This window comes from Streptomyces sp. NPDC048565 (assembly GCF_040650935.1).
In the GTDB taxonomy this organism is placed as follows: Bacteria; Actinomycetota; Actinomycetes; order Streptomycetales; family Streptomycetaceae; genus Streptomyces.
In genome coordinates this window covers 411,484-430,008 of sequence record NZ_JBEZIH010000002.1, presented here as the reverse complement: position 1 = coordinate 430,008, position 18,525 = coordinate 411,484, and the positions used below count along the sequence as shown (strand labels likewise).

Here is an 18,525-nt window from a genome sequence, read left to right as displayed (position 1 = left end):
ACGGTCGGGCCTCGACCGAGACCGTGGCCGCCGGCGCGGGGCCGGCCCAGGCGTCCATGTCTCAGATCCTCGGCCATCTGTCGGCAGGGGCTTGGCGCCATGCACCCCCATTGCATCATGCACATCATGTGGCCTATGCACTTCTCCCTGAACATACGATGAAGCCAGCACGCACGACGGCACGACGACACACCGGCAAGGCCCGGCAGGAAGCAGGAGGTGCCCGCGCATGAACAGGGCGACGCAAGAGGTCGAGTACGAGCAGATGCTGCTCAGCCGACACGGCCTGCTGACCCACAGAAAGGGACGCCGCGAGGGCGGCCTCCTGGAGCGCAGCGCGTACGTTCTGCTCAGCCGCATCCGCGTCCAGGGCCCGATGTCCGTCGGCGAGCTCAGCGAGGCCTTCGACCTCGATGTCTCCACCCTCAACCGGCAGACCGCGGCGGTCATGCGCGCCGGCTTCGTCGAGCGCATCCCCGACCCGGACGGGGGGATGGCCCGCAAGTTCCGGATCACCGAGGAGGGCGCGAGGACCCTCGACGCGGAACGCGAAGGCATGGTCGGTTCCCTGCAGCGGGTCATGTCCGACTGGCAGGACGAGGACATCTCCGCCTTCGCCGGCTATCTGCGGCGCTTCAACACCGACCTCGAGCGCATCGGCGGCCGCCCCTGGCCGCGCCCCTGAGCCCTCGGGCACGACATGGGGACACCCGGGGGCCAGGAGAAGAACCACATGAACTCCTGGCCCTCCCCCATGGGTTGCTCAGTGCCCAGCGTGACCGGCCGGTCGCGGAGACCGCATCAGAGATGGGAGACTGTGACTCGCGCCGGACATGACAGATAGAGGCCCACTCGTGTATCGCTCCCACCCCGCCCTCGCCCTCCGCTCGATCGCCGTCACCGTGCTGCTCGCCGGTGCCGCCGTCGGCTGTGGCGGCGACTCCGACGAGGGCTCCTCCACGGATGCCGCTCCTGGCAGTGACGCCGCCTCCGTGGCACCCGACGGCAAGAGCAGCGAGGGCTCCTCCGCCTCGTCCCTCATCGATTCCGTCAACGAGACCATGCGCACGACCGCGTTCAGCAGCGTCGGCACGTCGACGGCCTTCGACGGCGCGTTGCAGCAGACCCGCTGGAACCCGGACCAGGGCTTCTCCATGAAGGTCACGGGCACACCGGACTTCGCGGGCGGCGAGATGTACTGCAAGGACGGCACCAGCTACATCAGCACGCCGTTGCTGGCCGAGATGCTGAAGGAGAAGGGCACGACCATCACCGTGCCCAAGCAGTACGAAGAGGTCTACGTGACCAGCGAGACGGGCCAGGGCTGCGACTCCTACTTCGCGGTCTCCTCATCGGGCACGTTCGCTCCGGACAAGGACACCACGATCGAGGGCAGGAAGGCCCGCGCCATCGAGGTGTCCGCCGCCGCGACGACCGACACCTACTTCGTCAGCGATAAGGCACCGAACCACCTGCTCAAGCTGAAGTCGACGCGCGAAGGCAGCACCAGCAGCACGACGTACACCGACTTCGGCTCGGCGAAGCCTGTCCAGATCCCGGCGAAGGACAGCACGATGCCGATGGCCGACTTCCAGAACGCCGTCACGGCCGGCTGACCGGGACACAACGAAGCACCCCGGTCGGCCGAAGCCGGCCGGGGCGCCGAGTCACAGGTCGGAGGGGGTTGCCTCCGCCCGCACCAGGTAGGCCGTGTGGGACTCGAACCCACAACCAACGGATTAAAAGCCCCGGCGAACTCGTGATCGCCGATTCGCCATGATCCTGCTGGGTGTGATCCGTCCTGGTCAGAGCCCTACGTCATGCCGTCGGGTTCGCGCCAGGGCGGATCGTGCTGCGCCGTCCGCTCACGCATCGCTCACGCACACCCGCGAGACGATGTACCCGCCAGAACCGTGTCACCAGCAGCGAACGGCGGCGACCGACCCTTCGGCATGAGCGTCCAGGACGACTCCTGTCGGCTTGGCCGCCCCGGCGGGCGTCAGGCAACTACCCGCCAGCTCGGGCACATCGCTGTAGCGGGCGTGGACGGAGACGGCGGGAAGCTTCACGATCAGAGTGACCGCGCTATCCGGATGGGCGAGCGGATCGCGGGCGTGACGCAAGTAGCTCCTCCGCCATCACCGCCAGGCAGACCCGTCGAAGGCCAGCGGTACAGGCGGAATTGAGGCCTGTCCCCCAAGAGCGCCAGGGCGTTGATCGTCGGCAGCCAACCTCACTGACAAGAATTCCGCCCCTTTCGCCGGTTTGGCAGGTTCACGCCTACCTGCGGAGGATATGTCACTGCAAGGCTGTCCCGCGACAGACCGTGAGGCCCTGGCGACCTCCCTGGACAGCCAGGAAGCACGGATTCGACTTGACCGCATTACTGGCTTCGGCGGGCCAGAAACCTGCACACGCCCAGTAATCTCCGAAACCAAAAGGGCGTGAATCGCATGACGGAACCCCAACGGGTAAAGAGGCCCTCATCGATGCTACTCGTTCTCCTGCTCTCGATACCTGGATGCGCCAGCGAGGGGAATGCCCATCCGAAACCCAAGGAGTTGACACCTACGCCCGCCTCCGGCACAGCGCAATCGAAAGGGCCTTGCTCGATCGCATCTCCGGATCCTGCTGACGCCCCTGACGTTCTACGCGCCATGGGCCCCGTTGGGGAGTGGTGCGGCGTTAGAAATTTGTGGGTACACACTCCCGCGGCTAGTGAAATAAGCAGCGTAGGCAAAGGGGCTTACCGGGTAAAGTTTGCTTCTGTCACCTTAAACGAGCAGGGCGAAATGAGTGAACACAACGGACCGCCACAAGTCACTGCTGTCCGAGCAGATGGCTCTGCTACGGCTCGTGGCAGCACAGGCGGGTACGCTACCGCCAGCGGAGATGGTGGGCGAGAAATCCGCTGGTGGCCAACTACTATTACTTTCCCCTCCGAAGGGCACTGGGAAGTAAAGGAATTTCTCGCCACCACTACTGTTCGGTTCACTCTCCATGTCTCAAGGAACTAAGGATCAGGACTACCTGAGGAAACCCGACGGCTTACTCCTGGGCGCTCCACAACGGTGCTGGCCAGAGGAGCAACTCCTCCATCCGCAAGTACCGGGCGCCGTACTTGGTGAAGGGGCCGGGAGGGCAGAGCCGTCCCCGCAGGACAGGAGGGCGAGGGTCCCGGGACGAACAGCGAAGCAACATCGGCGTGTGGCCACAATGCCCCGTCCTGTCCTCACGGCCGGGAACCTGGTGCGTTTGCTAGCGTCCGCGCCGCGCGGCCCCGGCGGGCCAGACCACGTCGACGGCCAGCCCGGCCTGGCGGGCTTGCTCGACGGTGTCGGCGGTGCCGCCGCCCTTGCCCGAAGGAGGTGTGCCGTCCCACACCGCGACGAGGAGATCCGCGCGGCGCAGCAGTTCGGTGTTCGCCGCCTCGTAGGCAGACCGGTTCGCCGTCGTGTGAGGCAGCGTCACCACTTCCCCGGACGTCTCGACCAGGTGGTCGAAGACGGCGGCGTGGGCCGGCTTCACCTTCGTGGCGCGGTAGTCCTCGGAGGGGATCACGGCGACCAGGCGCCCTCCGATCGCAGTCACCTCTTCCGCGAAGAGGCTGTCTGCCCCCGCGGCGATGCACGACACCCCGGTCAGGTCATCGCTGTACTCGGCGAGCAGTGTTCGCAGCGCGGCCCGTACCAGGGGCACGGTCTCGTCGGTCAGGTCCATGTGCCCGGTCACGGCAAGCGTCGTCATGCGCCCGTTCCTCAGCTCGACAGCAGGTCGCGGATACTATCCCGTGCCTCACGCACCGGACGTGAAGTGCTGTGTCCCACGGTGTAGGGATACAGCTGCCCGAGCTGTGCACGGACACGCCCCGACTGCGTACCTCGCGCGGCATGCACCGCCAGGACAGTTTCGGCGGCCGCGCCTTGGACGTCACCGGCGAGGAACTGGCACTCCGCCAGGCCGATGCGGTCGAGCGCGTGGGAGCGCCCGGCCTCGGCACCGCGGGATCCCAGGGCGGCCCGGATTTGGTCTGCGGCCTGGGCGGCGTGGCGTGGGTCCGTGCGGGCGAGGTCGAGGAGCCGTCCCCCGGTGACGCCCGCGAGTTCCGCCTCGTCGAAGTAGGCGATCCAGTACGGCTCGTCGCCATCCGCGCCGGCGTCGGAGAGGGCCTCGGCCGCCTTGGCAGTGGCCCGGTGGAATCCGGCGGTGCGGCCCTGTGCGGCGTAGGCCCACGCCTCGCGAGTGTGGAGCATGGCGCGGACCCGGGGGCCGATCGCGGCGCGGGCGCCCTCCTGGGCTAGGTGGATCAGCTGGAGCGCGTCGTCGGCCCGGTCGCGGTAGAGCATCTGTCGGGCCATACCGGCCAGCACGTTGGCCCCGAACACCATGTCTCCTCCGGCATGGGCGGCACGAAGGGCGAGACGGTAGTAGTCCTGCGCCCGCCTGTGCAGGCCGGAGTCCCACGCCATGGTGGCGGCGGTGCCGGCCAGCTGTGCCATGACGCGGTACAGGCGCTCTGTCACAGCTGGGGTCTGGTGGTCGTCGAGGGCGCCGGAGACCTCGGCGAGCTGGCCGAGGACCGCTTTTCTCCGCAGGCCGCCGCCGTACTGGTGGTCCCACTGGCGGAAGGCCCGCGCGGTGGTCTCCAATTCTTCGACTTCCCGCATCCCGAGTCGGCCCGGGCGGCGTTGCCCTGGGACGGTGGCGGCCGGGACGAGCCAGCCTTCGAGGCTGTCGAGGAGGCCAGCGCCGGTTACCGCGGCACTGGCGAGGGCGCGGGTGAGGGCGCGTCGGTCCATCACGAGATCACTCCTGGTGAGGTGGGCAGCCAGGTCCACGGTGGCGTCGGGCCGCCACGGGATCTCGTCTGTGTCTGGCCGGGCACCTGACGTTTCTGGCTGGTCCTGCTGTGCTGTCGTGTGTGCGCCCTCCCAGGGGCGTGGCGCGAGCCCGAGCAGACCGCCCGGAATACGAAGGCCGTCGGCGATCCGGCAGACGACGTCGAACGAGGTGACGCGCTGGGCCCCGCTGATGATCGTGGAAACCTTGCCAGGGGTGAGCTGGCAGGCGGATGCGATGCGGTTCTGGGAAAGGCCGCCCCACTTCTTGATCAGGGTGAAGACAGCGGCGAAGTCGTGCTCGATGAGCGCTGCCCGAACGTCTGCTCTGTCGAGCACATCGGGGGCGAGCAGGCCAGGGGTGGCGGCATCCATGGGCTGACTTCCGTTGCGATCCTATGCACGCGCAGGCGCCTTACTGGAGCGCCAACGAGTGTATTACCGCCTCGGTAACCCCAGCCGGTCATCCCGCAGTTACCTCGTCAGGACGACGCTGTGGTGGCGACGGAAACCGCAAGCGACGCGGAGAGACCCATGGCGATGACGATGAAGGTGTACGAGGTGAACCGCGACGGCGGGATCCGGGTGCTGCAACCGGAAGCTGAGATGGTCCCCCTCGAACGACCCGAGACCACCGACCGGTTCCCGGCCTGCGAGTGCCCACGGTGCAAGGGACGGCCGTGACCGCCACCCGGGAACTCCCCCCGCTCGAAACCCTCACGTGGGGCCAGTCCGCCGGCCGGGCCTGCGTCTGGTGCAAGAGGCTGCTCACGACCGGCGCCGTAAGCGCCGGCACCATCCGATGCCGCGACGGCGCCCACGTCCTCGACACCGAGGTCTGGGCCTGCCCCGAGTGCGACGCCGGAGAAACCCCACACACTTCCGCCCGGCGTACCGGCCAGGCGGGACCGCCCCGGCACCGGGGCACGTCCACCACAGGAGGAAGCACATGACCATCGCGTTGGAGCGTCCCGTGGGCACCACCGACCCGGCAACCCTCGTCGACCCCGAGATGTTGGAGCGGCTCGCCGCCCGCATCACCAAGGACCACCCCGACACCGACCTGCCCACCGCCCGCCGCATCGTCAGCCAGGCCGCGGCCTTCCTCGCCGCGAGTGCGGCCCTGCCCGACGCCGCGCTGTCGCCGAGCAAAGCCGTGGACGTCGGTTGGCACACGTGGATCCTCCACACCGTCGACTACGCCGCGTTCTGCGACCGCCTCGCCGGACGGTTCATCCACCACGTCCCCACCCCGCAAGGCGAGAGCGTCGAAGGCGGGCCTGATGCGGCCCGACAGCGCACCCTTGACGCGCTGGCGGCCGCAGGATTCCGAATCGACCACGATCTGTGGCCCGAAACCGCCAGGATGGGCGAGTGCTCCCAGTGCCACGCGGGCTGCACCGACAGCCCGAACGGCGGCAAGAAGTCGGCGTAGCAACCACCCTCCAGCCGGCCGCCCGGCGACGACCCGGGCGGCCGGCCCCATGAACGGAGCAGCAGTGACCGAGACCAAGGCATGGGACACGTACTCGCAGCAGAAGCCGGAGCGGCGCCCGGTGAACGCGGCGGGCGAGACGACCTGGTTCAACTGGACGCAGTACCCCGACCACGGCCCCGGCGCCGAAGTCCTCGGCGTACGCCCCGGCTCGGCCGTCCTCGAACTGGGCTGCGGCAAGGGCGGCAACCTCGCCCACCTCACGGCCCTCGGCGCCCACGCGGTAGGGGTCGACGTCTCGCCCGCTCAAATCAAGGCGGCCGGCGCCCGCTGGTCCGGCATGCAGATGGCACTGCACCGCACGGAGGCGACCCGCTTCCTCGAGGAGACCGGAGCCAGCTTCGACTCCGTGTTCTCCGTGTTCGGCGCCGTCTGGTTCACCGACCCCGCGGTCCTACTGCCCGCGATCCGCCGTCGGCTGCGCCCCGGTGGTGTCCTCGCGTTCTCGCAGCGGCCCCCGATCGAGGGCTGCTACGGGTGCCAGGCGTCGTACATCAACCGCTCCGAGGACGAAGACCCCCTCGTCGTGAAGCGCTGGGACTACTCACCCGACCAGTGGGTGGAGCTCCTCACCGAGCACGGCTTCACATCGGCGACCGCCCGTGTTCTGCCCGCCCCGCCTGGGCCGAGGAAGTTTGGCACGCTCCTCGTCCGCGCCCACGGGTAGACGGTGAGCGGCCCGTCCCGTGGACTTCACGAAGGTTCGGATCAGCTCCACACGTCAGCAATGCACGCACCGTTTCAGTATGTGAGACTGCCGCACCGAGACGCTGCGGCACTCCACGATCACGCTGACCTCTGACACGTACACGAGCCTGTTGCCCGAGGTAGACAAGGCTGCCGCAGAAGCCGCCGCCGCTCTGATGCCACGTGCCCGTAAGGCTTCCTCCGTAGCGTCTGATGTCGGACCGTCCGCTCACGCAAGAGCCCCGGAACGACGAAGCGCCCCGACCGGATGAAGCCAGTCGAGGCGCTAAGTAGCAGATCAGAGGGGGAAACCCCGCCCCGCCAGAGGTAGGCCGTGTGGGACTCGAACCCACAACCAACGGATTAAAAGTCCTGGCGAACTCGTGATTGCCGATTCTCCATGATCCTGCTGGGTTTGATCCATCCTGGTCAGAGCCCTACGCCATACCACCGGGTTCGCCCCAGGGCAGGTCGTGCTGCCCCGTCCGCTCACGCATCGCTCACGCACACACGCGACACGACGCACTGGCCAGAACTGCGTCACCGGCAGCGAACAGCGCCGACCGACCCTTCGACCAGGGCGGCCGGCCCGACTCCTGACGAACTAGCGGCCCAGGAGAGCGTGAGGCGGCTGCCCGTCGGCTCGGGCACGTAGCTGTAGATGGCGCTGACGGAGACGGCGGGAAGCTTCACGATCAAGGTGACCCCGCTATCCGGATAGGTGAGCAGAACGCGGGGGCGGGAGGCACATAGCCTCTCCGTCGTCATCAGCACCGTCAGACAGCCCGGTCGAGGGCCAGCGGTACAGGCGAAACCCGGGCACATCACCCAAGAGCGGCAGGGTGTTGATCGTCGGCAACCAACGTCGCTGGCACGCACTGCCGTCGGCGAATGCTAAAGAAGCATCGAGAATGAGCCATCCCATGCATGCTGCACGCAAGGAAGGCGCTTCCGATACCGCCACAAAAGACTTCCTTCGCCATTAGAGGCACAGTGTCGACGAGTAGTGGAAATGCGATCAGGCCCGCTGGCCTTTTTGGCGTCGCGACGCAGCTCAGCAAGCCGCACACGAGCTGCAAGGCCGCCTCGCCGCGTCGACCTGCAGCTCACACCACCGAGAGAATTCCGACTGCTTCCGAACTGCAGGGCGAGACGGGATGATCTCGGTGCACACGAGGCGACCAGTAGCGATGCGCAGCACGGGGCTGCTGCCACAGTCTAAAAGGCACGCCATACCCAAGGGATCTTCTCTGGTTGGCAGGTTCACGGCTGTCTGTGAAGGACATGTGACTGCAAGGCTGTCCTGCGACAGGCCGTAAGTGCTGGGGGCGTAGGTCCTGGCGACCTCCTGAGGCAGCCAGGAAGCGCGCATTCGGACTGATCGAATTACTGGCTTCGGTGGACCAGAAACCTGCCCGCACACCCTGTCATCAGATCCAGGCTGCGCGTCCCGGAACGACTCCCGGGGCGAATGCCATGGAGACTCTTCTCTACAGAGAGGTGCACTGATGAGTGCTTTGTTCAGTCGCCGAAGCTTGATCGTAACGGCAATCGGGGTCGCTGCAGGGGGCGTTGCAGGTGGTACGGCCGCCTCAGCTCAACCGCAGTCAGCGATGGCTAAACCGACTGTGGCGGACCTCCGCGTCGGTACGGTCACTGCACATGATGGACCAAACGTCGTTGTAGCCGTGACACAGAGCGTGGGGGCGCAGTCCACCGTCACCATGCCGGCCGTCGGCTTCCCCAAGGGCTGGCGGCTTCGTCCTGGCGATCGAGTCGGGCTGCGTAAAGGGATGAAGGGGGCAGCGAGCGTTGTCGCCTGTCCGCTGGTGCGACCCGTACGCGGGGTACTCAAGAGCAACCCCTCGTCCAGTGCGGAGCTCCGGATCGCCGACGCCAGCGGACTGCTCACCGAGCACAGCAGTGTCCGACTCTCCGATGGGAACGTGACCTACATAGCGGACTTCATCGACAACGATCACGGCGAGCGTTCGCTGTGCTTCGCGCTGAGACCCGAGCGCGCACCCCTGATCGCATGACGGGCGATCTCGCAGCCCTGGCACTGGCGGGTGTACTCGCAGGACTCCTCACCGGCCCAGGACTCGAGAAGCTTCGGGCTCCTGAGTCCTTCAGTTCGACCCTGAAGGCCCTGGGACTGCCATCGGCCATTCTGCGCACGGCGTCCATCACGTTGCCAGCGGCCGAGGTATTGGCGGGGGCCTGTGTGTTGCTCCTCCCATCGCAACTCTGGCCGATAGCACTGGTTATCGCGCTTGCCTTCGGGTTTGCTCTGGCTGGAGCATTGGGACTTCGGTCGGAGAGCCCCATCTCATGCTCATGCTTTGGCGGCGGTAGCGACGCTGTGCTGGGGAAACGTCAGCTGTACGCATTTCCGCTCTGGGCTGGTGCTGCTGTTTCAGTAGAAGCTATAGGCCGAAGCTGGTCCTCAGGCGAAGGGGCTGCGTACCTCGCAGTAGTGGTCGCCATCCTTTGTGGGCTCCGTGCTATAAGCCTCGCTCGCCTCTGGCGAGATGCGAAAGCAGACCGATTAGCAGCCAGCGAATCCCTCCAGCCGCGCCATGCTCCAATTTTCGATGTCGCCAAGGAGGCCACATGAGTATAGCTCTCCCGGTAATCGCCATCATTCTCGCGCTTTTCCTAGGGGGATGCACACTGCTCCTCTTGGGTTCCCAGGTGGAGCTGTTCCGCAGCCTGCAACAGGTTCGTGAACAGGCTGGTTTGCTTGACCGCGCGACGCCCGTAGATTTGGGTGGCGCACGGGGTCTGCGCGCGAGTGAAGTTGGCCTGCCTACCGGCTTGGACACAGAAACCAGCGCTCTCGTTCTTTTCCTGTCAGACAAATGCTTCGTATGCCGATCGATCGCGGCCGGCTTGCAAGGGGCATTGCCTCCTGGTGTCTGGCTGGTGTTGGATCCTGGATCGGCTGGGCCGGATGCTCAACTCGCGCCGGCACTGGGATTCAACGCGGAAGACGAAAAAGTTGTCGTCGACCCAGAGCGCAAAATCATGAAAGCTATCGGGACTCTGGGCACCCCCCTGGTTCTCGCAGTCGAGCATGGGCGTATAACGCGCGCATCAGGAATCACCTCAACACGGCAGGTCTACGAACTCGCAGGCTCGGCGCTGCCTCAACGGGCACACCCCGAAAGCGATCACGTGAAGCAGGAAGGAATGATGGCATGAGTGCGCTGATGGAGGCAGGTCGTCGAGTACTGAGCGGCCTCGCCAGTAAGCAAGCGGAGAGAGAGGCCGCTGGTGCATCAGCCGCCTGTGCCGACGGGTGCTGCTCCCTCGTATACTGCAATACCTGTGGAGTTTATGGATCTGCTTGCGAGCAGGTAAATTGCTCCTCGGGCTACCACCTTGAGGTCTGGCAGTGCAACGTGAGCGGCGGATACTGGCTCTGCTATGAGTGCACCACCGGCAGCACATGCTGGAATGGGACATTCAAGTGCTCTCAGGCTCGTCATTCGTCGGCCTGCAACTGACATCAGCGATATGGATGGGCCGCGGCTCTCCCGAATTGGGAACCAAACCTGATGCGGGATAGCCGCTGCGGCGTGACCCTTTATATGCCGTTCCGAGGAGATAGTGTGAGCATCACACCTACTGACATCAGTGTACTTTTTCTGGCCGCGACTGCAGGATTTGCTCAACTCTTCAGCCCTTGAGGACTGTCTTTCATAGGTACGCTCCGGCCTCGACTTCGGAGCGCACCTACTTCTCTGGTTCAGGGAAGGAAATGGAGTGAATCATATCGAGCACTGCCCGTAATACTTTTATGTGCGGGATTCCTCATGTCAAGCACGTTCATATTCGCGGGCGTGAACTACGTGACTGGAACTCTCGGAGTTGGAAACCTTCCTCTTACTGCACGCAACTCGATATCCGTGGGACTCTGCTGCGCATTTGCGGCGGTCGACGTGTGGGTAATCGTGCGAATGAAGGACTTCAGCATAGGGCTGTCTCGGCAGACACCTCGCCTACTAATTTACAAAGGGAGCACCCACGCGGGCGCTCTCATCTGGGGCTTGGATACCGGGTTGGCATTTACGACCTTCCGAGTGTCGGCAGCGACTTGGGCGGCCTTGGCCTTGGCCGCGACACATTCAGCCCCCCTGCTCACCGGCGCCGCATACGGTGCAGGATTTGCACTCCCGCTGGCGTGCGCCATCCTGCTCCCTAAGTGGCGCCAAGAAGAGAGTGGCGGGGATAGGATCGAGCCACAGTGGCTCCTCAAATTTTTGCGGCAGTACACCAGAAGCGTACAAGTCGCCGGCGTGGTCATCATGGCAGCAACGGCAATAGTTCTAATAATTGCCGAAGTTAAAAGGGCGTGAATAACATCACGAAGCCTCAAGGGTCCAAGAGGGCCTCATCGATGCTGCTCATTCTTGTGCTCTGGATATCTGGATGCTCCAACGAGGGGAATGGGCAGCCGAAACCCAAGGAATTTGCACCTACGTCCGCTTCCGACACTCCGCAATCGAAAGGGCCTTGCCTGATCACATCTTCGGACCCTGCTGACGTGCCTGACGTGCTACGCGGCATGGGCTCTGATGTGAAGTGGTGCGGCGATAAGGATTTGTGGGTGCGCACTCCTGGGGTAAGTGAAATCATCACCCTAGACAATGGGGCCTATCGGGCAAAGTACGCGTCTGTCACCTTGAACGAACAGGGCGAGATGAGTAAACACAACGGTCCACCGCAAGTCACTGCTGTCCAAGTAGATGGCTCTGCTACGGCTCGTGGCAGCACAGGTGGATACGCTACTGCCAGTGGAGAAGGAGGCCAAGAAATTCGCTGGTGGCCAACTACGATTACTTTCCCCTCCGCAGGGCACTGGGAAGTAAAGGAAGTTCTCGCCACCACTACTGTCCGGTTCACTCTTCACGTGTCAAAGGACTAAGGATCAGAGCTCCCGGGGGATGGCAGACTACAAGGAGGTGAAGTGAAGCAACCCCAGTGGAGCTATGGCCACTCAGCCACGTGAACTTAGTTACAGGCGTTTCCCTCTGGTCCTTCTTTTACGCTCCGCCGGCTGTCGGTATGGCGGTGCGTCAAACCGATGCGGTCACAGTGCTCAAGCAGCGGCACGACAACACGCCGTGTGGTGCCCAGGGCGCGGGCAGCTTCGCCAACAGAAAAGGGCTGTTGCAGCAAGGCGAGGATGCGCAACGCCTGGGCCGGGGCATCCGGAAGGAGAACCACCTGATCCGCAAGACGCAGGAGCGAGCCCGCTCGATTTACCGCAGCCAGCTCCTCGCTCCGCAATCCCAACTTCATTAGTTCCGGCGTTTCGGGAGCGGCGAACGGGGCTTCAGCGAGCCGAGCGGTAATTCGCTTCACAGCAGCGGCAACCTGGGGAGGCAGCGTCAAAGTGCCTCTGGAGATGATTCGCCCGTCTCGAACGCCGAGTGGCGGCTTGATCAATGCAACGACCAGCGCCCTGTCTGGCAGGTTCAGTTTTTGTCGTGCCGTCTCGATCGGCAGCCCATGTTCCAAGGGTCGGGTGGCGGTGTGGGTCTCGACTTCTTCCGCCAACCGTGAGCGCAACGAGTCCCAGTACGGGGGGTGCACGAGCCAGTCGTCAACTACGGCAGATCCACGTATCGGCACTCCCATGGCTTCGAGTTGACCTCGCTTAATCAGTAGCCGTTGTCGCAGCTCGACGGCTTCTCGGGGTGTGCCATCGTAGGTGCGCAGGGTTGCGCCACGATGTGCGGCGGCACCGCGTCGGCGTAGTTCTGGGGGCTGTACGTCGAGTAACGTCACACCGCTCAGCTCGCGGCGTCCGGGGTCCCTCAGCACGGCACGGTCGCCGATGCGCAACGGCAGCGGCGCAGACAGGGTGAGCCGGGCAGTGTCCTCTCCCAGCGGTCGGACGTGAACGGGCACAGCTGCGGAACCGATGTGCAGGATGGCGTTGCGCTTCCGCTGGGCGGTCAAGGGGTCCTTGCCCTGCACTCGCACGTCACAGACCGAACATTCCAGGAATGCCCCGGGGGTGAGCAGAACATCGCCTCGTCCGGTCTCATCCCGGTTCACGCCGCGAAGATTGAGAGCAACCCGAGCTGTGCCACAAACGGCGGGGGTGGATTGGCCGAGAGTCTGGATGCTCCGTACACGCACGGGACGCCCCGTACCGAGAGCGAAGAGCGAGTCTCCCGTGCGGACTCGGCCCACGTTCAGAGTGCCGGTGACCACGAGCCCACTGCCGTTGATGGTGAAGGCGCGATCCAGCCAGAGCCGCACGGGCGCCTCAGGATCGTTGCCGGGCAGCTTGGACACCATCCGTGCGAGCGCATCGCGCAGTTCGGGAAGCCCCTTCCCAGTGACTCCGCTCACCGTGACCGCCTCGACGTCACCCAGTGATGTGGCACGGATCTGCGCGAGGGCTTCCTCTCTGGCAGGGGACGGGTCGGCCAGGTCGCTGCGTGTCACGGCTAGCAGTCCATGTCGTACCTCCAGCGCGTCCAGCACCGCGAGGTGTTCTGCGGACTGCGGCATCCAGCCTTCGTCCGCCGCTACGACGAACAAGGCTGCGGGCACGGGCCCCGCGCCGGCGACCATGGTGGTGATGAAGCGCTCGTGTCCCGGCACATCGACGAACGCCAACCGTTCATCTCGCTGCTCCGAGTTCGCCGGGCCCCGGGAGGGGAGATCCATCCAGGCGAAGCCCAGGTCGATCGTCATCCCCCGTAGCTGTTCCTCCGCCAGCCGGTCGGGATGCGTGCCGGTCAGGGCCTGCACGAGCGTGCTCTTGCCGTGGTCGACATGGCCCGCTGTCGCGATCACGCGCACCTCAGACCTCCGCCGCGCGCAGTACGGCTGTGAGGACTTCGTCATCGTGCTGCTCTGGCACACAGCGCAGGTCCAGCAACAATCTGCCGCGTTCGACGCGGCCCAGAACCGCAGGGGTGCCTGTACGGAGCGGCTCGGCGAGAGCAGGGGATAGAGCGATCGCGTACGACGGCAGCACGGTGTCCGGTGCACCGCCTCCGCCGACGACTGCTTCCGAGGGCGTAACTACTGCCTCCAGTCCGTGCCGGGATGCGGTACGGACAAAGCGCTGCGAACGTTCCCGCAGCGCTTCCGGCGAGAGATGCAATGCCTGATGTACAGGTGACTCAGGGCCCCGGAGAGTTGCTTCCAGTGCGGCGAGAGTGAGTTTGTCGACGCGGAAGGCACGGGCCATCGGGTGCCGCCGGAGGCGAGCGACCGTATCCGCCGCTCCGAGTAGCAGCCCGGCCTGCGGGCCGCCGAGGAGCTTGTCTCCACTGGCGGTGACCAGCGTCGCGCCGGCCCGCAGCGCGGAGGTTGCGTCAGGTTCGCCGGGCAAGAGCGGGTCGGGCTTCAGTAGCCCTGAGCCGATGTCGACGACAACAGGTAGCCCCAGCCCGGCCACATCACGGACGCCTACTTCAGAGGTGAACCCGCGCACCACGAAGTTGGACGGGTGGATCTTCAGCACGAACGCGGTGTCGGGCCCGATCGCTTCGGCGTAGTCGCTCAGCCGGGTCCTGTTGGTCGTGCCCACCTCACGGAGCCGAGCTCCTGCGGCGGCCAATAGCTCCGGGATCCGGAATCCGTCACCTATCTCTACGAATTCCCCCCTGCTCAAGAGGATGTCCCGTCCCGCTGCCAAGGCGGTCGCGGCGAGCGCCAGGGAAGCGGCGCCGTTGTTCACAACGTGTGCTGCCTCTGCGTCCGCCACCGCCTCGCATAAGGCGCTGATCGCCCCTTGCCCCCGCGGAGCACGGCGACCGGTACGGAGGTCCAGCTCGACATCGGTATGGCCGGCTGCTGCGTTCACCGCGTCTAGCGCTGCCGCAGACAACGGCGCCCGGCCCAGGTTGGTGTGGACCACGACGCCGGTCGCGTTGTGCACGGGACGTAGCTCGGCGGCGTGTTCCGGCAATGCGGCGAGTGCAGCGTCCACAGCCGTAGCAGGAGTGATCTCCCCCTTCCTCACAGCCTGCTGAGCAGAGGTGACAGCGGCCTTCGTGATGCGTCGCCCTAAGCGCGCGGAAGCCTGGCGTATTCGCGGGTCGTCCAACAACTGGGAAGTACTGGGCACGTGGCGCCTGTCACCGGCGGGCGTAGGACATTGCGGATCGTCATACACCGTACGATCACTCCCCGAAAAGTTGGCGGAGGCGGACGGGAATCGAACCCGCCTGGCCCGGGTTCCGGACCACACCGATTTTGAAGATCGGGAGGGGCACCAGCCGCCCTAACGCCTCCATGTCGTGATTCTTGTTCTTCGAACACGCGAGTGACAAGAGTGAAAAGGTAACGGCATGACGTCCGTTGGCACATCGCATTCGAATCAGCCGTCCACCCCGGGCCCGGTGAGGAGGCTCACCTCGTATGCGCACGGGGGGGGATGTGCCTGCAAGATCCCCCCGGGCGAACTGGAGGAGATGGTCGCCGGTCTGCTGCCCGCTGGGCCGACCCTTCGTGGAGGAGAAGGGGAGCTGCTAGTCGGGCTGGACGATGGTGACGACGCGGCCGTGGTGCGTACTGGCCCAGGTACGGCGGTGGTGGCAACCGCGGACTTCTTCACCCCGGTTGTGGACGACGCCTACGACTGGGGCCGAATAGCTGCAGCCAACGCTCTGTCCGACGTCTACGCGATGGGCGGCCGCCCCATCGTGGCTGTCAACCTCCTGGGATGGCCCCGCGGAGTTCTGCCCATAGCCCTCGCACGGGAGGTGTTGCGAGGGGCCCAGGACGTGTCCCGACTCGCCGGGTGCCATGTAGCCGGAGGCCACAGCGTCGACGATCCGGAGCCGAAGTACGGAATGGCGGTCACCGGCCTGGTGGACCCTGGGCGCCTCCTACGGAATGACGCCGGACGCCCCGGAATCCCCCTGACCCTGACGAAGCCGCTGGGAATCGGTGTCCTCAACAACAGGCACAAGCGCACCGGTGAGAACTTCCCGCACGCCGTCGCGAGCATGACCACACTCAATGACCAGGCATCGGCCGCTGCCCTGGCCAACGGAGCAGTGTGTGCTACCGACGTCACCGGATTCGGCCTCCTTGGCCATCTACACAAACTGGCGCGGGCCAGTAGCGTCACCGCTGTCATAGATCCGGCAGCAGTGCCCATGCTCGATGGGGCGCGAGAATCTTTGCAGGCGGGATACGTCAGTGGCGGCACTCGACGCAACCTCGACTGGGTGCGCGCGCACCTCAGATCGGACAAGGCTGCGGAGGAGGAACTCCTTCTGCTGGCGGACGCCCAGACTTCCGGCGGGTTGCTGGTAGCCGGTGAGCTCCCCGGTCATCCCGTCATCGGCGAACTCATCCCCTCTGTACCCGGTACCACGATCATCCTTCGCTGAGGACTCCGCTTGGTGCCCGATGCGCGAGGTGCTCGCGATTCCGCCGAGGCTCTAGCTAGGTGGTCACCGGCCTCGTGTCCTGACCTCACGGCCGGGAACTTCGTGTGTTTGCTAGCGTCCGCGCCGCCCCGGCGGGCCAGACCACGTCGACCGCCAGCCCGGCCTGGCGGGCTTGCTCGACGGTGTCGGCGGTTCCGCCGCCTTTGCCTGAAGGAGGCGTGCCGTCCCATACCGCGACGAGGCGATCCGCGCGGCGCAGCAGTTCGGTGTTCGCCGCCTCGTAAGCAGCCCGGTTCGCCGTCTCGTGGGGCAGCGTCACCACTTCCCCAGCCGTCCCGACCAGGTGGTCGAAGACGGCGGCATGGGCCAACTTGACCCTCGTGGCGCGGTAGTCCTCGGAGGGGATCACGGCGACCAGGCGTCCCCCGATCGCGGTCACCTCTTCCGCGAAGAGGCTGTCTGCCCCCGCGGCGATGCACGACACCCCGGTCAGGTCGTCGCTGTACTCGGCGAGCAGGTCTCGCAGCGCGGCCCGTACCAGGGGCACGGTCTCATCGGTCAGGTCCATGTGCCCGGTCACGGCAAGTGTCGTCATGCGCCCGTTCCTCAGCTCGACAGGAGGTCGCGGATACTATCGCGCGCCTCGCGCACCGGACGCGACGCGCTGTGCCCCACGGTGTACGGGTACAGCTGCCCAAGCTGTGCACGAACACGCCCCGACTGCGTACCTCGAGCGGCCTGCACCGCCAGGACAGTTTCGGCAGCCGCGCCTTGGACGTCACCGGCGAGGAACTGGCACTCCGCCAGGCCGATGCGATCGAGCGCGTGGGAGCGCCCGGCCTCGGCACCGCGGGATGCCAGGGCAGCCCGGATTTCGTCCGCAGCCTGGGCGGCATGGCAGCGCGGGTCAGTGCGGGCGAGGTCGAGGAGCCGTCCCCCGGTGACGCCCGCGAGTTCCGCCTCGTCGAAGTAGGCGATCCAGTAGGGCTCGTCGCCATCCTCGCCGGCGTCGGCGAGGGCCTCGGCCGCCTTGGCGGTGGCCCGGTGGAATCCGGCGATGCGCCCCTGTGCGGCGTAGGCCCAGGCTTCGCGGGTGTGGAGCATGGCTCGGGCCCGTGGGCCGATCACGCCGCGGGCACCTTCCTGGGCGAGGTGGATCAGCTGGAGTGCGTCGTCGGCCCGGTCACGGTAGAGCATCTGGCGGGCCATGCCGGCCAGCACGTTGGCTCCGAAGACGACGTCTCCTCCGGCGTGGGCGGCGCGCAGGGCGAGGCGGTAGTAGTCCTGCGCGCGCCGGTGCAGGCCGGAGTCCCACGCCATGGTGGCCGCGGTGCCGGCCAGCTGCGCCATGACGCGGTACAGGCGGGCTGTGACTGCTGGGGCCTGGTGGTCGTCGAGGGCGCCGCAGACCTCGGCGAGCTGGCCGAGGACCGCTTTTCTCCGCAGGCCGCCGCCGTACTGGTGGTCCCACTGGCGGAACGCCCGCGCGGTGGTCTCCAGCTCTTCGACTTCCCGCATCCCGAGTCGGCCCGGACGCCGTTGTCCTGGAACGGTGGCGGCCGGGACGAGCCAGCCTTCGAGGCTGTCGAGGAGGGCAGCACCGGTAACCGCGGCGCCGGCGAGGGCGCGGGTGAGGGCCCGTCGGTCCATCACAAGATCACTCCTGGTGAGGTGGGCAGCCAGATCCACGGTGGCGTCGGGCCGCCACGGGATCTCCTCTGTGTCTGACCAGGCACCGGGATTTTCTGGCTGGTCCTGCTGTGCTGTCGTGTGTTCGCCCTCCCAGGGTCGTGGCGCGAGCCCGAGCAGGCCGCCCGGGACCCGGAGGCCGTCGGCGATCCGGCAGACGACCTCGAACGATGTGACGCGCTGGGTCCCGCTGATGATCGTGGACACCTTGCCGGGGGTCAGCTGGCAGGCGGACGCAATGCGGTTCTGGGAGAGGCCGCCCCACTTCTTGATCAGGGTGAAGACAGCGGCGAAGTCGTGCTCGATGAGCGCTGCCCGGACGTCTGCTCTGTCGAGCACGTCGGGGGCGAGCAGGCCAGGGGTGGTGGCATCCATGGGCTGACTTCCGTTGCGATCCTATGCACGCGCAGGCGCCTTACTGGAGCGCCAACGAGTGTATTAC

General features: G+C 66.0%; 14 protein-coding genes, 1 tRNA gene and 1 pseudogene. 8 read left to right on the top strand and 8 right to left on the bottom strand.

Annotated features, from left to right (window positions below):
• Positions 1 to 229 precede the first annotated feature (229 nt).
• Both AB0C75_RS04275 and AB0C75_RS04270 read left to right on the top strand, forming a co-directional pair.
• Complete coding sequence (locus AB0C75_RS04275) at positions 230 to 685, top strand: MarR family transcriptional regulator (protein WP_362886877.1); 456 nt, start codon at positions 230 to 232, stop codon at positions 683 to 685.
• Between the two features lie 169 nt (positions 686 to 854).
• Positions 855 to 1,616 carry a hypothetical protein gene (locus tag AB0C75_RS04270; RefSeq protein WP_362886875.1) on the top strand — a complete coding sequence of 254 codons (762 nt, stop codon included), beginning with the start codon at positions 855 to 857 and terminating at the stop codon, positions 1,614 to 1,616.
• A gap of 1,642 nt (positions 1,617 to 3,258) precedes the next feature.
• Here the strand turns inward: AB0C75_RS04270 and AB0C75_RS04265 are convergent.
• A complete protein-coding gene (locus AB0C75_RS04265; protein ID WP_362886873.1) occupies positions 3,259 to 3,747 on the bottom strand; it encodes a hypothetical protein in 489 nt (162 codons plus the stop codon).
• 11 nt (positions 3,748 to 3,758) lie between these two features.
• Entirely contained in the window at positions 3,759 to 5,213 is a 1,455-nt protein-coding gene (locus AB0C75_RS04260; RefSeq protein ID WP_362886871.1) for a helix-turn-helix domain-containing protein, read from the bottom strand.
• 574 nt (positions 5,214 to 5,787) lie between these two features.
• Here AB0C75_RS04260 and AB0C75_RS04255 point away from each other — a divergent pair.
• A complete protein-coding gene (locus AB0C75_RS04255; RefSeq protein ID WP_362886869.1) occupies positions 5,788 to 6,273 on the top strand; it encodes a hypothetical protein in 486 nt (161 codons plus the stop codon).
• A gap of 64 nt (positions 6,274 to 6,337) precedes the next feature.
• Positions 6,338 to 7,000 (top strand): class I SAM-dependent methyltransferase, encoded by a 663-nt coding sequence (locus tag AB0C75_RS04250; RefSeq protein ID WP_362886868.1) that lies wholly within the window; start codon positions 6,338 to 6,340, stop codon positions 6,998 to 7,000.
• Between the two features lies 1 nt (position 7,001).
• Here the strand turns inward: AB0C75_RS04250 and AB0C75_RS04245 are convergent.
• A pseudogene (locus tag AB0C75_RS04245) lies at positions 7,002 to 7,082 on the bottom strand (ankyrin repeat domain-containing protein); the annotation flags it as partial.
• 1,626 nt (positions 7,083 to 8,708) lie between these two features.
• On the opposite strand from AB0C75_RS04245, the gene AB0C75_RS04240 reads away from it, so the two are divergent.
• The 3 genes from AB0C75_RS04240 to AB0C75_RS04230 are packed head-to-tail and all read left to right on the top strand — an operon-like array spanning position 8,709 to position 10,224.
• Positions 8,709 to 9,059, top strand: a complete 351-nt coding sequence (locus AB0C75_RS04240) for a hypothetical protein (RefSeq protein ID WP_362886867.1) — start codon at positions 8,709 to 8,711, stop codon at positions 9,057 to 9,059.
• Entirely contained in the window at positions 9,056 to 9,637 is a 582-nt protein-coding gene (locus tag AB0C75_RS04235; protein WP_362886866.1) for a MauE/DoxX family redox-associated membrane protein, read from the top strand. Before AB0C75_RS04240 ends, AB0C75_RS04235 begins: the two co-directional genes overlap by 4 nt.
• A complete protein-coding gene (locus AB0C75_RS04230; RefSeq protein WP_362886865.1) occupies positions 9,634 to 10,224 on the top strand; it encodes a hypothetical protein in 591 nt (196 codons plus the stop codon). The genes AB0C75_RS04235 and AB0C75_RS04230 overlap by 4 nt, the downstream gene beginning before the upstream one ends.
• A 1,812-nt stretch (positions 10,225 to 12,036) precedes the next feature.
• Here AB0C75_RS04230 and selB read toward each other — a convergent pair.
• From selB to AB0C75_RS04215, 3 genes are all read right to left on the bottom strand, one after another.
• Positions 12,037 to 13,845 (bottom strand): selenocysteine-specific translation elongation factor, encoded by a 1,809-nt coding sequence (selB, locus tag AB0C75_RS04225; protein ID WP_362886864.1) that lies wholly within the window; start codon positions 13,843 to 13,845, stop codon positions 12,037 to 12,039.
• 1 nt (position 13,846) lies between these two features.
• On the bottom strand, positions 13,847 to 15,169 hold the full coding sequence (gene selA, locus AB0C75_RS04220; protein WP_362886862.1) for an L-seryl-tRNA(Sec) selenium transferase: 1,323 nt from the start codon (positions 15,167 to 15,169) through the stop codon (positions 13,847 to 13,849).
• A 23-nt stretch (positions 15,170 to 15,192) separates the two neighbouring features.
• A tRNA-Sec gene (locus AB0C75_RS04215) sits at positions 15,193 to 15,288 on the bottom strand.
• 56 nt (positions 15,289 to 15,344) lie between these two features.
• On the opposite strand from AB0C75_RS04215, the gene selD reads away from it, so the two are divergent.
• Positions 15,345 to 16,394 carry a selenide, water dikinase SelD gene (gene selD, locus AB0C75_RS04210; RefSeq protein WP_362886860.1) on the top strand — a complete coding sequence of 350 codons (1,050 nt, stop codon included), beginning with the start codon at positions 15,345 to 15,347 and terminating at the stop codon, positions 16,392 to 16,394.
• A gap of 85 nt (positions 16,395 to 16,479) precedes the next feature.
• Here selD and AB0C75_RS04205 read toward each other — a convergent pair whose 3' ends face one another.
• The gene (locus AB0C75_RS04205; protein WP_362886858.1) at positions 16,480 to 16,989 is read right to left on the bottom strand and encodes a hypothetical protein; all 510 of its coding nucleotides are present in this window, start codon (positions 16,987 to 16,989) and stop codon (positions 16,480 to 16,482) included.
• A gap of 11 nt (positions 16,990 to 17,000) precedes the next feature.
• A complete protein-coding gene (locus AB0C75_RS04200) occupies positions 17,001 to 18,458 on the bottom strand; it encodes a helix-turn-helix domain-containing protein (RefSeq protein ID WP_362886856.1) in 1,458 nt (485 codons plus the stop codon).
• Positions 18,459 to 18,525 lie beyond the last annotated feature (67 nt).